Source organism: Ohtaekwangia kribbensis (genome assembly GCF_042676245.1).
Classification (GTDB): Bacteria; Bacteroidota; Bacteroidia; order Cytophagales; family Cyclobacteriaceae; genus Ohtaekwangia; species Ohtaekwangia kribbensis.
Window position 1 is genome coordinate 102609 of the sequence record NZ_JBHTKA010000003.1, and the last position, 15995, is coordinate 118603.

Below are 15995 nucleotides of genomic sequence, written 5' to 3' on the forward strand. Positions count from 1 at the left end.
TAGTTTCACGGTTTTAGAAGCCAATGTTTATACCAAAAGAGATTGTCTTGATCTGCGGAGCAGCATAAAAATCATTACCCTGCCCGATGTTACCTGCGAGGTAATCGGTATTAACTTCCGGATCGTTCAGATCGTAATCTGTAATAGTCAACAGGTTTTGTGCCGCTACATATATACGAAGGCTCTGCATCGATAAACGATTGGTAATGGTTGACGGGAAATTATACCCAAGGCTTAATGTCTTCAAGCGGATATAGGATGCATCCTGCAGGAAGCGTGATGATTCCTTATCACCATTAGACAAGAACAATCTGGCTTCCGGCACATCCGTTTGATCGCCCGGTTCTCTCCATGAATTTTCCCAGTCTTCAACAAGCTGGTTGTCGAAGTACGTAAAGTTTGCGCGCTGGAATCTTCCGGCTCCGTTATATACATCATTACCATATACAAACTGGAAGAGGAAGTTCAGGTCAAATCCTTTATAGGAAAGTGTGTTGCTCAAACCTCCGATAAAATCAGGGTTAGGATTTCCGATGATGGTACGGAATGCACCGTTGTAATCGTTCGTAGTTTCTCTACTCGGGTTTTCCGGATCGTTGATATAGTATAGGGCATCACCGTTTGCAGGATCTACACCAGCATACTCAATACCATAGAAAGCCCCGATTGGCTGTCCTTCAACCGCGCGGTTCAAATAACCACCTTCAATAACATTACCATTCAGATTAACGATTTTATTTTTGTTACGAGCAAAGTTGAATGAAGAACTCCAGGAGAATTCTCCAACGATGTTCTGACTATTGATTACAAATTCAAACCCTTTATTCTCAATCTCCCCTATGTTAATGAAGCGTGTCAGAAAGCCAGATGTACCCGGAACGTTCGAGTTCAACAATACATCGGTTGTATTCTTAACGTAGTAATCAATCTCACCAGTGATACGGTCGTTGAACAATCCGAAGTCGATACCAAAGTCAGTCTGTACAGTAGTCTCCCACTTCAGGTTGCTGTTTGATAATTGAGATGGTGCAATACCCGGATCTATATCATAGGTATTGGCCGCATATAGTCCTAACGCTGCAAAGTTTTGTGTAGGAGCATTTCCGGTCACACCTATACTTCCTCTCAGCTTCAGGAAGCTCAATGTACTCTTGATATTCTCCATGAATGATTCCTGAGATATTATCCAGCCTGCAGAAGCAGCCGGGAAAAATCCGTAGCGTTCATTCTTACCAAATTTAGATGAACCATCCAGACGACCGCTCAACGACACGAGATACTTGTTGTTGAATTTATAGTTAGCACGTGCGAAGTATGACAGGAACGCATAGTCTGTAGCACTGCTTATTCCGTCTGTAATTACCGATGCACTGGTAAGTGTTCTGAATGCACTGCTCGGAAGTGTTTGCGCTGTTAAGTCAGTCAGATCCTGCTCATATTTCTGGAAACTCATACCCCCGGTCAGATCCAGTGTATGCTGACCAAATACTTTATTGAACGACAGATAATTGTTCGTAGAGTAATTCAGCACGTTTGTGTAAGAAGAGTATCCACCACCTTTAACGTTACCGGTTTGTGAGTCCACTTCGCTGCCATTCCACATGTCTTCATTTTGTGTGAGTATATCGACACCGGCTTCACTTCTGAAAGAGAGATCAGGAGTAATTTGCCATGCTGCATATATATTTGAAATGTTGCGAAACGTAGTTGTCTCAAAAGTTGAATTCTCTGCCTTGATCAATCCGTTAAAATATAGTGTATTCTGATTGAGTGTACCATCAGACAAACGGGCTGGCTGCACAGCAGGCAACGCGAGTAACTGCATAGGCGTTGTAAACTCGTTATCATCACTCAAGCGATTATTTACCGAGCGAGACAAACTGAAGTTCAAACCAAAACTGATTTTATCAGAAGCTTTGTGATCGATATTCGCGCGGGCGCTTAACTTTTTATAGCGATCGTTTATAAGTATACCTTTCTGATCTGAAAACTGAAGACTGGTATAAAATTTAGTCTTATCATTTCCACCACTGGCAGAGAGATCGATCTGATCTATACCGGCATCATCCTGATAAGCAAGGTCAGCCCAATTTTCGCTTACATCTTTGCTCCAGTCACCTAATTCTGAATCCAATACTTGATCAAACGTCATCCCGGGTTCTCCATACATATACGATCCGAAGTCTTCGCCTTCATCACGCTGAAGTATAGCATCGGTGTTATCAAATGCTTCTTTAAATGCTTCGTAGTATTGTGGACCGTTCAACCATTTTGCTTTACGTGTAGGACTGCTGAAGCCCTTCATATAATTCAGGTTGAAAGAGGTCTTTCCGCTCTTACCACGTTTTGTTGTGATGATAACAACACCGTTAGCCGCGCGCGATCCATATATAGAGGCAGCTGCAGCGTCCTTCAGAATCTGAATGGACTCAATATCATTTGAGTTGATATTGGCCAGCGGGTTTGTTGATGCATCAGTAGAAGACAGGTTATCGGTAGTTACGATAATGCCGTCTACAACATAAAGTGGTTCGTTCGATGCGGACACAGAAGCGGCACCGCGCACCCGTACTTTTATACCTTGACCAAGTTTACCATTACCAGACTCGATGAACACACCGGCAGCTCTTCCCTGCATAGCCTGATCAAAACTAGGTACAGGTTGATTTTGAATCTCTTTACCAGACACTGACGCAACGTTACCGGTAAGATCCTGCTTAACCTGTGTACCATAACCAACAACCACTACTTCTGATAACTGCTTTACATCAGATTGCATCTGAACATCAACAGTAGATCGTGAACCTACTTCCACTTCAGTTGATGTAAAGCCGATAAATGTAAATACAAGTGTTGAACTAGGGCCGACATTAATAGTATAGTTACCATTAACATCGGTTACGGTACCCGTGGTGGTACCTTTCACTAACACGTTTACTCCTGGCAAAACACTTCCATCTTCAGAGGATGTGATTTTACCGGAGATTACTCTTTCCTGAGCATAGGATGCAAAGAACATCATCCCTGCTACTAATAGTAGTAGACCTCTCTTCATAGATTTGGTTTAGGTTATCAATAATTTCTCCCCCACAAGTTAACAAAAACTTATGAAGAGGAGATTTTACCGAATAAAATACCGAAAGAGAAGGGAGAAGAAAAATATTCTAAAACGTTTTCTGTGTTTATAGAAGGTCAATAAGCTCTCACTAATTTTCCTTCCATATAGTTTACGTAAGAGCGGTTCACTACTTTCATACCCCCTGGTGTAGGATAGTTACCGGTAAAATACCAGTCCCCGGTATGGTTAGGAATCGCTTTGTGCAGATTCTCCACAGTCTGGAATACCACATCCAGTTCTGATTTCATATCAGCCGGGCGGCAGATGTCTGCTATCTTATTTGATATTTGTTCGTCTGTAAACTGGCTGTAAAGCTGCTGCACGTAATTCACCTGGCTCTGATGTCCGCGCGCGCGTGTAGCCTTCTCGTACACTTCGCCCAACAAATAATCTTTACCCTGTTCTTTCAACAGGGCAGTCATGGCACGGAAAGCAACAAACTCTCCCATCTTGCTCATGTCTATTCCGTAACAATCCGGATAACGGATTTGTGGTGCCGATGAGACAACAACGATCTTCTTCGGACCGATCCGATCCAGCATCTTCAAAATGCTTTTCTCCAGTGTTGTTCCGCGCACAATCGAATCGTCTATAACAACGAGTGTATCTATACCTTTACGGATAACTTCATAGGTAGTATCATATACATGCGATACCATTTCATCGCGATGCGAATCGTCAGTAATGAAGGTACGAAGCTTCACATCTTTCAATACCAGTTTTTCAATGCGCGGACGGAACGAGAGTATATCTTCCAGTGAATCAACAGAAGGTTTACCATCGAGGATAATATCTTTCTGTTTGCTGATCAGGTAATCTTCTATACCCGCCATCAAACCGTAGAAAGCAGTCTCAGCAGTATTCGGTATATAGGAGAATACCGTGTTCTTGATGTCGAAATTTATAGAACGCAATACCTGAGGCACCAACAGGCGACCAAGTTGCTTACGCTCTTTATATATATCCGGATCATTGCCACGTGAGAAGTATATACGCTCGAAGCTGCAGGATTTTTTCTCACCTGCCTTTGTGATCTGGTATTGACCGAACTCCCCGCTCTTGTTAATGATAAGTGCGTGGCCAGGTTTTATTTCTTCAATCTGGTTATACTCTACGTTGAAGGCTGCCTTAATCGCAGGCTTTTCAGAAGCGATTACAACCACCTCATCATCTGCATAAAAATACGCAGGACGAATTCCATTTGGGTCGCGCGTAACAAAAGCAGAACCTGAACCCGTCATACCGGCCATGGTATATCCGCCATCAAAATCTTTACACGCTCTTTTCAATACACGTTGCAAGTCGATTTCATTCTCGATGATCTCGGATACTTCGCGATTCGAAAATTTATCTTTATACTTTTCAAATATACCCTGCACTTCTTCATCGAGGAAGTGACCGATCTTTTCCATTACGGTAACCGTATCAACTTTCTCTTTCGGGTGCTGTCCAAGATTTACGAGTATATCAAACAACTCTTCAACGTTGGTCATGTTGAAGTTACCGGCCATTACGAGGTTACGGCTTCTCCAGTTATTCTGACGAAGGAACGGGTGTACATTTTCAATGCTGTTTACACCGTGTGTACCGTAGCGTAAATGTCCCAACCAGATTTCACCGCTAAAGGCAACATTTGCTTTGAGCCATTGCTCATCGCGAAATCTGTCTTTGCCCTGCTTCTGGGCCTTCCTGTATTTTTTGCTGATTTTCTTGAAGAGGTGTGCCACGGGTTGTGGCTTGATGGAACGATAACGGCTAATGTAACGATGTCCTGGTTCTACGTCTAACTTGATGTTTGCAACACCTGCACCATCCTGGCCGCGATTGTGCTGTTTCTCCATCAGGATATACATCTTATTCATCGCGTAGGTTGGTCCGTACTTTTCTAAATAGTACGAGAGGGGCTTACGCAGGCGGATCATTGCTATTCCGCACTCGTGAAGGATTTGGTCGCTCATGGTGTGCCGTTAATCTTTAGCAGCTATCCGAAGTTCGTTTACGTGTTAATCGCTAATCGTTATCCGCAGAAAAATATTCCTTCGGATTACGCTTTAACCGATAACAGATAACGGAAAACGGATAACAGACACAAAGGTAATTTTATTAATCCATCCCATCAACAGTCCGGGACTGAAGAAGAATAGAAGTATGAGTAAAACCAATACCAACCCAAAAAGATTTTCAAATGCAAGAATATTTGTTGTTATGTTGATACTGCGATTCTTTATAAATGCGTAATAGGGTATGCGCAGATAATAAAACAATGAAACCACGGTATTGAGCAAACCAAATATCAGCAGCCACAGCAATATATTTTTTCCGGAAAGCTGGTATGCATCCCAAAGCGAAGAGAAGATAAATAATTTTGCAGTGAAGCCTCCTGTGGGTGGTAAGCCGGTGAGTGAAACGAAACCGATCAATAAAAAAACACAGGGCCACAGAAACGTTTTTCCTATACCTTCAAATTCTGCAATCGTTACAAAACCATTTTTTTCAAAGTATTGAAGGTATATGAACACCACGAAATTCATAGCCACGTACACAGTCGCATAAAAAAGCATGAAGTGTATACCCTGCGGAAGAAAAGCAACAACTCCTATTAATAAAAAGCCTGCCTGTGCAATGGACGAGTATGCCATAAGCCGCTTTGTATTTTTTTGAAGAAGAGCTGAAAAATTTCCAATCGTTAACGAAAGAATAGCAATAACACTGAGTATGGATTGCCAGTCGTATGATTGATCGGCCATTTTTAATGTCATGGCGAAACGGGTAAGCACACCAATACCGGCAAGCTTCGGTACGGTTGAAAAAAAAGCAACGACTGGCATAGGCGATGCCTCGTATACATCAGGCGCCCAGGGGTGAAGCGGTGCCGCTGCGAGTTTATACAGAAAACCACTTACCACCATAAGTCCAGCTATAAAGAACAGGGGTGTAATGTTGCCCGCGAGGTTTTTTAAAAATTCTTCTGATAAAAATTCAAGGGTGCCGGTAAAGCCATAGAACAGTGAGATACCGTACAGCATCACTGCCGAAGCAACTGAACCAAACAGAAAATATTTTAAACTTCCCTCCGCTCCTTTTTTATCGAATGAAAATCCGGTGAGAACATACGAGCTTATGGAAATGAGTTCGAGCGATAGAAACACCATCACAAAGTTTGTGCTCATCACCAGTAAGTGTGCGCCCAGGGCTACCGTTATAATAAGTGCATAGTACTCTTGCAGGTGACTTTGCTCCCGCTGATTTCGCCAGCTCATCAACACTGTAAGTATACCGGCTGCATCAACCAGCGCACTCAGGTATAACGAGAACGTATCTTTTCGCAGCATGCCTTGAAAGAGCAACAGCGGTTGCTGCAGCGTATCAAGATCTGACAAGACAAAAAGAAACGAGAAGGAGAAAATAAGAAGTGTAAGCAGCGTTGTTATAGCATGATCTTTCTTCACCAGGCCTACTACAATAACAAGCAGTATACCAATGGAAAGAATTACTTCCGGACTCAGCTCGAACAAGCTTGAGAAGATATGATCCAGTGTTAAGCTTAAACCGTTCTCCACAGGATTACGGATTTAATGTTAAACTCTTTCCCGCACGCAACACAAATCCTGAAAAGTTCTGTGCAAACGGATCAATGATGTTGATCATCGGCTGCGGAAAAATTCCAAAGAACAATACTGCTATAGCCAGCGGTACAAGCATGAGGTATTCACGATCGGTAAGATCATAAATAGAATCGTGCGCTATATTTCCTTTCAGATCATACGGGCCAAAGAACATGCGCTGTAAAGTCCAGAGGTAATATGCAGCGCCTAATATAAGTCCCAATGTCGCGATGATTGCTAAACTTTCATGCAGTAATCCATTTACGCTGTTGGCTTTAAAAGCTCCGAGGAAAATCATGATCTCAGCTATAAAGCCGGAGAATGCAGGCAATCCCATGGAAGCAAAGAAGCCAACCAGCACCAGTGCAGTATAGCTTTTCATTTTAGATGACAAGCCTGAATAATTTACAATGGTTCGGTCATGCGTACGATCGTAGAGTACACCGACCAACAGGAATAACATGGCAGAAATTATTCCGTGACTGAACATCTGGTATACCGACCCTGCTATTCCCTCTGGCGTTAGTGAAGCAAAACCCAGCAACACGAAGCCCATGTGTGATACGGATGAATAAGCAATGAGTCGTTTCAGATCTTTGCTTGCCATGGCATTCAATCCACCGTAGATAATGGAGATCACTCCCATGATACCAATGAATGTACTGAAATGTATAGCGGCTTCCGGAAATATCGGGAAGGCTATACGCGCAAGTCCGTAGCCACCAATCTTTAACAACAGTGCGGCCAGTATAACAGAGACCGGAGTAGGTGCCTCCACGTGTGCATCGGGCAGCCACGTGTGTACCGGTACCATCGGCAACTTGATAGCAAAGCCGATGAATAAAAGTAAAAATGCCCAGAGGCGCGCGTTCATCGGACCGATCGTCCAGGCGTTGTTCGGATCAAGTATCGTATGCGATATAAAGTTAGATGCATCGGCCATGTTGAGTACACTAAAGCTGTGTACCAACTGTCCCGAGTAATTCGGATCGTGTACACTGATGTATAGGCCTATCATCACGATCAGGATAAAGATAGAGCCCAGCAATGTGTACAGGAAAAATTTTATAGAAGCATATTCCCTGCGTGCACCTCCCCATATAGCAATGAGGAAGAACATCGGCAATAACATGAACTCGAAGAAGAGATAGAACAACAGAAAATCAAGTGCAGTGAAACTACCGATGATCGCTGCATTTAAGATCAGCAATAGAATAAAATATCCTTTTACGTTTTTATTGATCGTCCATGAAGAGATGGTGGCGATGAGTAAAACAAAAACCGATAGCGCTACCAGCGGCAGACTCAGGCCATCAATGCCTACAAAGTATTCTGCTTTTAATATGCCCCATGTGCCGATGTTCAGGGTGATCCAGTCTTTCCTCTCCACCAGTTGCATTCCCTGGGCGGGTATATATTCCATCACCATCGCGATGAGCACCATACACTGAAGCAGGTTTACGAAAAGCGTGCTATAGCGAAAATATTTTGCGGCCCCGGCAGGAACAAATAATCCGGCAACTGCTGCAAGAAGAGGTATAAAAATTAAAAGGGATATATAATAGTGGTGCATTACGTTTCTCTTTCTGCTTTCCGTTAAGACTTATCGCTTCTTAAAATAGTATCCAAATTAGAAAAATTATGATTGCCAGAATTGCCCATAGTATGTAGCTCTGAATTTTACCACCCTGGAAAGAGCGGGTAAAATTACCAACACCGCGCGACAAGCTTGCTATACCGTTTACCGTACCATCTACAATGGCACGATCAAACCATCCTACCAAATGCGATACCGTTACCTGTGCATACGCTGAGGCGTGGATAAATCCATCGATCCATCGCCTGTCAAAATAATCTGTAAACACTGCCAGCCTCCACGATGGGTTCCCCACGATCTTGAAATATAGCTTATCGAGGTAAAAATTATTCAGCAGTAAATCGTCATGTATTGTTTTACTGCGAAACATGAAGTACGCTACACTCACAGCAAGAATAACCCACAATGCTGATACAATTGATATAATTCCTATATGAAAATTGCCATCAGCATGTAGTGTATTAAACAACCATCCTTCGAAGTTTACTGGATTTATGTCTACCAGCAACCACACGGAACAAACTGCAAGAATGGCAACGGGACCACGCATAATTACCGGAGGTTCAACTACCGGCAATGAAGCTGTTCGTTTTTCTTCGCCCATGAAAACAGTCCAGATCATGCGGAAGGTATAGATCACGGTGAGAAACGAAACTATAAATGCTGAAGCAAGTACAATCCATTTCCACGAGAAGCCATCACCTTTCCAATGGGTGATGGCGGTGAGAATGGCGTCTTTGGAAAGAAAACCTGAAAAGAAAGGTATACCTGCCAAGGCGCAGCCACAAATCACAAATGCGCAGAATGTAAACGGTAATTTTTTTCGAAGTCCTCCAAGATTGCGTATATCCTGTACGTTGAAATGTTCGTGCGCCTGTTGTTGTGCCTGGTGCAATACATGGATAATGATACCGGCACCGAGAAACAAACCTGCCTTGAAGAACGCGTGTGTAAACAAATGCAACATAGCCGCTGCCGGTGCCCCGGCTCCGATCGCTGCTACCATTAATCCCAATTGAGATATTGTAGAATACGCCAGTATCTTTTTGATATCAAACTGCACCAGTGCCGAGAGTGCCGCCATCAATGCTGTAAGTATACCTATACCTGCTATAACATCTAACGCTGCAGGGGTAAACAGGAAATATACTCTCGCTAATAAAAAGACACCTGCAGCCACCATGGTAGCTGCGTGAATAAGCGCTGAAACCGGTGTTGGTCCTTCCATGGCATCGGGCAGCCACGTGAGTAGAGGGAACTGTGCAGACTTACCGATCACTCCGGCAAACAAGCATAGCGATGCCGCTGTTTGCCAGGAGAACACTTCATTTATATCACTGAGCTGAACTATATCAAATGTACCGGTATAGGCCCAGATGAGCATGAGGCCAACCAGAAAACCAGCATCGCCAATTCTGTTTAAAAGAAAAGCTTTTTTTGCGGCAGCAGCAGCTTCATCTTTTTCTGTCCAATGGCCAATCAGCATATAGGACGAAAAACCAACCAGCTCCCAGAACACAAACATGAGCAGTAAACTATCGGCCAGTACAATACCCAGCATCGAGAACGTAAAGAAACCCAGCATGGCGAAGTAACGGGTCAAGCCTGCATCGCCAGCCATATAGCCGGTAGAGTATAGATGCACCAGGAACGATATGAACGTTACGACCAGCAGCATCAGTGCTGCTATATCATTCAAATATACTCCCGCCGAAACCAGCGTTCCGCCAATTGTAAACCAATTTACCCTGGCTATGTAGGGCTGATGATGCCACACCGCGGTGAATATATATATAGCACCGATCGCACTGATCAGCAGAAACAAAGGTGCAGTAAAAGTCACCACCCACGAGTAACGCTGCGGTATACGCCCCGACACCACGAACGACACCAACGGCAACAGCACTACCAGGAGCAGGCATACTTCAAAGAAGGTTGTATAGTGTGTCTGAGTTTCGGGCATTGCAGTTTCGAGGTGTTACGTGGGGATGTTTTGTTTGGGTTACGTATATCGTTAGTCTTTCAGATCCGTTACTTCGTCTGGCACCGAGGTTTGATAGTGTTGGTATACGCGCAACACAATAGCAAGACCAACAGCCGCTTCGCATACAGCCACAATGATAACGAACAAAGCAAACATCTGGCCGCTGAGGTGTGCCGGATGAAGTTGATTAAAAGCAACCAGGTTCAGGTTCGAAGCATTCAGCATCAGCTCTATGCCGAGCAGCACCATAATAGCATTACGCTTGGTGATAATTACCATGAGACCCGCACAGAAAAGAAACGCCCCCAGCCATAGAAAGTGATATACCGGAACCATTATACGTTTCTGGATTTAATAGACGATGCAATAACGGCTGCTCCTATCAATGCTGCCAGTAACAATATACCTGCCACTTCAAACGGCAGTACAAACTCAGTCATGAGTCCAAAGCCAATCGTATTGATCGCAGTATCGGCTGCCTGCATTTTATCTTTTCCGTCTTCAAAAAATTTCTGCGATGATAAAAAGTATAGCAGCAAGGTAAACAAAGCTACACACGCGAGGGTACCGCCCCACACGTTGGTATGCTTTACAACGAGGGGCTTACCCGCAATCTTTGCTGTAAGCATAACGCCAAAGATGATCACCACCAATATACCGCCTGCATAGATCAAGATCTGTGTTACTGCAACAAACTCGGCAAAGGCCAACACATATATAGCGGCCAGCGACAACAGACATACAACCAGTATCAAAGCACCATAAAAAACATTTCGCACCAATACCAGGCTTAGTGCTGCCAGGGCTGCCACAGCTTCAAAGAAATAGAACAGTATCGTTACAAAGTTCATTCGGTGGCAGGCGGAGGTACCGCAGGTTTAATTTTAGGTTTAAAAACGGGTTTCGCTGTTTTAGGCGCTTCTGCTATATCTTTCTTTTCTTCAGAAGTAGTAACCGTTGCTGTATTAACAACCGGTTCAACAACCGTTTTGGCAGCTGCTTTATTTTTCTGATTCTCCTCGTATACTCTTTTCTTTTCAGCGATCTCCTCTTCAGTCATTTCAGCAAACACGTAGTTGTGCTCACGTATATCAAACACACTGAAGTCATATACCTTAGTCATGGTAAGACATTCTGTAGGGCACACCGTTGTACACAAACCACAGAAGCAGCACTTGCCCATGTCTATATCAAACCTGGCAGCATATATACGCTTTGAAGTTCCATCGGAAGTCTTGCCGATTTCTTCAATCGCTTTGATAGGTTCAATGGTGATGCAATTTACCGGGCAGATCTTCGCGCACTTATCGCAAACAATGCAGTCATCAATTTCATTGTGCAGGCGATAGCGGCCCGTGTCTGGCACTGGCTGCATTTCGTACGGATACTGAATGGTATTGATTCCTTCGGTAGACTGAAAATATTGCTGATCGGTAATAACAACAGGTTTACGGGTTTTACGCGCCCTCAACATATGTCTGAAAGTGATCTTCAGTCCTGCTGCAAGCGATCGGATAACCTCTGCTATCTTACCAAAATATGTAACACTTATTCCTTCCATATCCGGGTAACAAAAATAGGAGGGAAAAAGATGTTCGGAAGTATAATTCTGATTTTAATCTCTATCCTTTATCCGTTAATGGTTAACAGTTATTCGTTAGTAATGTATACGATTAACGGATAACGGATCAAGACTTCGGGAGTGTAAAGTAGAAGGTGCTGCCTTTATCCTCTGCGCTTTCAACCCATATACGTCCTCCGTTCTTCTCAACAAATTCTTTGCAGAGAATGAGGCCAAGACCAGTACCCTTCTCGTTGGCGGTACCGCGGGTTGTATAAGGAGCTGTTTTATCAAAGAGCATGCTCAACACTTCGGGTTTCATGCCTACACCGTTGTCGCTTACGGACACGATCCACTCACGACCTTGTTCGCGTGCTGCTATCACAACGCGGCCTCCGTCATTGGTAAATTTAATGGCGTTGGTCATCAGGTTACGAATCACGAGGTTGATGGTGTTGGAGTCAGCAAAGCCGATGGCATTCTCCGGCACTTCGTTGAGCATAGAGATCTTCTTGTCTTGTACCGAGCCCAGCAATTGTATATTCTCTTCTACGAGGCGGTATAGATTTATCTTGGCAGCCTGCAGATTTAGTTTGTCCATTTGTAACAATGTCCAATCGAGCAGGTTGTTCAGCAGCGTGCGTGTATGGTTAAACCGGACTTTAAGTTCCTTGGTATGCTTGTGCATTTCTTCCGGTTTAATCGCGCCCTTATCGATCAGGTCCAGTAAACCTGCCAATGCATTTATAGGTGAACGTAAGTCATGCGAAATGATCGAGAAGAATTTATCTTTTACCTGGTTGAGACGCTCAAGTTCTTCGCTGCGTTTCTCCATCTCGTCCTGATGGTTGAGCAACAACATGTTGATCTTGCGTCTGCGCTGGCCGCTGCGATAAACCGTAATGAGTAGAATAGCACTCAGCGCCATCACCACGACAAGTATATTTCGAACGAATTCCTGTTTTCTTAACTCACTGCGCTGCGAAGTTTGCAATCGGCTCAGGGCTGCTATCTGTGTATCGCGCGATTCGGTTTCGAAACGTATCTGGTCGCGCAGTAATTTTCCCTGCATTTCCTGGCTGAACAGGGTATCTTCCAGCAATTTATACTGCTTGAAATACTCCAGCGATTTTTTATGATCGCCTTTTGTCTCCCATAATACAGATAGCTGATAGAAACTTCTGATCTCGAGTACACGTGCGTTCAACTCACGCGCAATCACCAGCGATTTTTCTATTTTATCGAGGGCTTCGTCATACTTCTTTTGTTTTATAAACACGATGCCGCGGCCCAATTCAATCTCGGCCATGCCGTAGCGATTGTTGGTTTTAGCATGAAGTGTATAGGCTGAATCGTAATAGGCAAGTGCTTTCGAAAAATCACTCTTGCTCAGGTATACCGATCCTATATTTGCCAGCACCTGCGGATGGATCTCATCAATGTGCATGGACCTTACTTTGGCGAGTGCATCGGTTAAAAAGTTAAGCGCAGAGTCGTATTGATTTTTACGCAACATCACATCGCCAATCTCGTGCAGGGCATAGGCTATACCTTCGGTATCATGGTGCTCCTGGCTCATCTTTAACGACAGCTGCAAATGATCAAGCGCCTGATCATATTGACCTAATTCTTTAAACACACGCCCTACATTGTGCAGCGAGATGAGCATGCGCAGGGTATCTTTTATAACACTGGCGATACGATATGATTGAGTAAAGTAAAAATAGGCATCATCGTATTCGCCCAGGTCATAATAATCATGGCCAATATTGTTATAGTCGCGTGAGATGTTTGTGCTGTCTTTGGTGGTGATGTCCAGTTCAAGCGCGCGGTTATCGAAGCGAAGCGCAGAACTAAAGTCACCGGTGCTCGCATATAAAACAGATGCGGTCAGGTATGCATCAACTTTATGTTTTACAGACTCTGTTTTTTCGGCAAGCTTCAGAGCCTCCTCGGTATAGGCCTGGCTCTTCGTAAAGTCAACGAACTGGTATTCTTTTACCAGTGCGGTGAGTACGCGTATACGGGCTGTATCAGCAAGCTCACCCTTCAGTGCAGCCTCGAGCTTGTCAGCTTCACTTTGTGCATATAGACAAGAATGACCAAGAACTATAAAAAACAGAAATGTTGAAAAAACTATTTTCACACGTTTTAAATAAAAATTACTTTCCAAAGTCCGCATAGTATTACCAGGACTAACGCCAAAGGTGTTAAATATTTCCACGACAAATTCATCAATTGATCAACCCGCAGGCGAGGGTATGTCCAGCGTACCCATATCTGTATCGCTACAAAAAACAACGCCTTGCCTAAAAGCCAAAAAATGCCCCAGAGAGTTGAACTCAACATACCTGGTGTTCCGCTCGTCCATTCTGCTAACCGAAGGGCAGCGATGTTTGGCAGTGGCGTGTTCCAGCTTCCAAAAAATAACACCGCCCCTAATATACTTACTAAAAGCATCATTCCATATTCCGCCAGCATGATAACAGCCCAGCGGAATCCGGAGTATTCAGTCTGAAAACCGGCAACAATCTCAGATTCAGCTTCCGGTAAATCAAAAGGTGCGCGGTTGCTCTCGGCCAATGATGCAATAAAAAAAATAACCCAGACAATAAATAATAAGGGCATTCTGAAAATATTCCACGCCAGAAATCCTCCGGTTGCCGTTGTTTCTATGCCCCATGATTTTATACCAAACAAATACTGCGGCTGTTCACTATAGATGCCTTGTTGATAGGATATCTGTTGAAGATCAAGTGTTTGACAAATCATACACACGCAGAGCACCGAAAGACCAAGCGGCACTTCGTATGAAATGATCTGGGCTGCAGAACGCATGGTACCCAACACACTATATTTATTGTTGGAGCTCCAGCCGGCAATCATGATACCGATCACATCCAATGAGACAATAGCCAGCAGAAAAAATACAGCAGAAGAAATTCCGGCTCCCGTCCACGATGGTGCCAGTGGCAACACCGCGAAGCCTGCGAACACAGAGGCAAAAATTATAATGGGTGCTACCTTGAACAACCAGCGATCGGCCGCTGCAGGAATTATATCTTCTTTCTGAATTAGTTTAAGCAGATCGGCTACACTTTGTATCAATCCGTAAGGCCCTGTTTCCATCGGGCCGAGCCTGTCTTGTATAAAAGCAGAGATTTTACGCTCGGCATAAATGGCAAATATTGTATACACCAACAGAAAGGGCAATATAAAAATCAACGTTGTCAGGGGCATAGCATTTACCGGGCGCTAAGATGCGGAAAAAAAATTTACCACCGGGTTCATCCTGTCATGAAAACGAACAAGCTTCTTACAACATCGGATGTTTATCCAGATGCACAGTCTCATGGAAGAACAATCCGGCCGATGCTTCGAACGACTCGGTATAATCTGAAACCAGGAAATGATACTGGCCAGTAGCCTGGTCGTTGAGTAGCCCTTCTTGTTCAAGATGACGTTTCAATGCCAGCGCTACAACTTCGGATGAATCGAGTATAGCAAGTTTATCTTGGAAGAAACTACTGATTTCTTTTTTTATCAATGGATAGTGTGTACACGCCAGGATGAGGGCTTCAATATTCTGAAGTATTGGATCCGATAAGTAGGTAGCAATTACATCGTGACTGATCTGATTGTTAAAGAAGCCCTCTTCAATCATGGGTGCCAGCAATGGAGTAGCCAGTGAATGCACCGTTACATCTTTATTTCCTTCAGCGAGTTTGCGCGCATATACGCCCGATTGCACCGTGCGCTTGGTACCGATAAGACCAACTTGTTTACCAGGAAACTGTCCCAACACCAAATCCACCATTGGATCAATTACGTTGATGATGTGGATATCTTTGCGAACATACTCCTTCAGCAATTCATAGGCGGCTGACGAGGCTGAGTTGCAAGCAATAACAATCACTTTGCAACCTTTCTTTACCAGTATGTCGGCAATTTTTACTGAATACGCCTGTATCGCAGCTTCGGATTTATCGCCATACGGCAAGTGCACGGTATCGCCAAAATATATCATACTCTCCTGAGGCAGAAGCTTTTTGATGGCGTGCGCCACGGTAAGTCCGCCAATACCGCTGTCAAATACCCCAACAGGTTGTTGTTTCTCTAGTTTCATTTTC

Annotated in this window: 11 protein-coding genes; all 11 read right to left on the minus strand. The window is 43.9% G+C overall.

Annotated features, from left to right (window positions below):
- Positions 1 to 13 precede the first annotated feature (13 nt).
- Positions 14 to 3055, minus strand: coding sequence for a SusC/RagA family TonB-linked outer membrane protein (locus ACFQ21_RS10995; protein WP_377578889.1), 3042 nt, complete (start codon positions 3053 to 3055; stop codon positions 14 to 16).
- Positions 3056 to 3192: 137 nt separating this feature from the next.
- Positions 3193 to 5076: an amidophosphoribosyltransferase gene (locus ACFQ21_RS11000; RefSeq protein ID WP_377578891.1), complete on the minus strand. Its 1884-nt coding sequence runs from the start codon at positions 5074 to 5076 to the stop codon at positions 3193 to 3195.
- A 93-nt stretch (positions 5077 to 5169) separates the two neighbouring features.
- Positions 5170 to 6678 (minus strand): NADH-quinone oxidoreductase subunit N, encoded by a 1509-nt coding sequence (locus ACFQ21_RS11005; protein WP_377578893.1) that lies wholly within the window; start codon positions 6676 to 6678, stop codon positions 5170 to 5172.
- 4 nt (positions 6679 to 6682) lie between these two features.
- The gene (locus tag ACFQ21_RS11010; RefSeq protein ID WP_377578895.1) at positions 6683 to 8296 is read right to left on the minus strand and encodes a complex I subunit 4 family protein; all 1614 of its coding nucleotides are present in this window, start codon (positions 8294 to 8296) and stop codon (positions 6683 to 6685) included.
- Between the two features lie 40 nt (positions 8297 to 8336).
- Positions 8337 to 10283 (minus strand): NADH-quinone oxidoreductase subunit 5 family protein, encoded by a 1947-nt coding sequence (locus tag ACFQ21_RS11015; RefSeq protein WP_377578897.1) that lies wholly within the window; start codon positions 10281 to 10283, stop codon positions 8337 to 8339.
- A 51-nt stretch (positions 10284 to 10334) separates the two neighbouring features.
- Positions 10335 to 10640 carry an NADH-quinone oxidoreductase subunit NuoK gene (gene nuoK, locus ACFQ21_RS11020; protein ID WP_377578899.1) on the minus strand — a complete coding sequence of 102 codons (306 nt, stop codon included), beginning with the start codon at positions 10638 to 10640 and terminating at the stop codon, positions 10335 to 10337.
- Positions 10640 to 11155, minus strand: coding sequence for an NADH-quinone oxidoreductase subunit J family protein (locus tag ACFQ21_RS11025; protein WP_377578901.1), 516 nt, complete (start codon positions 11153 to 11155; stop codon positions 10640 to 10642). Before ACFQ21_RS11025 ends, nuoK begins: the two co-directional genes overlap by 1 nt.
- Positions 11152 to 11865, minus strand: coding sequence for a 4Fe-4S binding protein (locus tag ACFQ21_RS11030; RefSeq protein ID WP_377578903.1), 714 nt, complete (start codon positions 11863 to 11865; stop codon positions 11152 to 11154). Before ACFQ21_RS11030 ends, ACFQ21_RS11025 begins: the two co-directional genes overlap by 4 nt.
- 127 nt (positions 11866 to 11992) lie before the next feature.
- Complete coding sequence (locus ACFQ21_RS11035) at positions 11993 to 14011, minus strand: ATP-binding protein (protein ID WP_377578905.1); 2019 nt, start codon at positions 14009 to 14011, stop codon at positions 11993 to 11995.
- Between the two features lie 5 nt (positions 14012 to 14016).
- On the minus strand, positions 14017 to 15105 hold the full coding sequence (locus ACFQ21_RS11040; protein ID WP_377578907.1) for a complex I subunit 1/NuoH family protein: 1089 nt from the start codon (positions 15103 to 15105) through the stop codon (positions 14017 to 14019).
- Positions 15106 to 15181: 76 nt separating this feature from the next.
- A complete protein-coding gene (gene murI, locus ACFQ21_RS11045; RefSeq protein WP_377578909.1) occupies positions 15182 to 15991 on the minus strand; it encodes a glutamate racemase in 810 nt (269 codons plus the stop codon).
- Positions 15992 to 15995 lie beyond the last annotated feature (4 nt).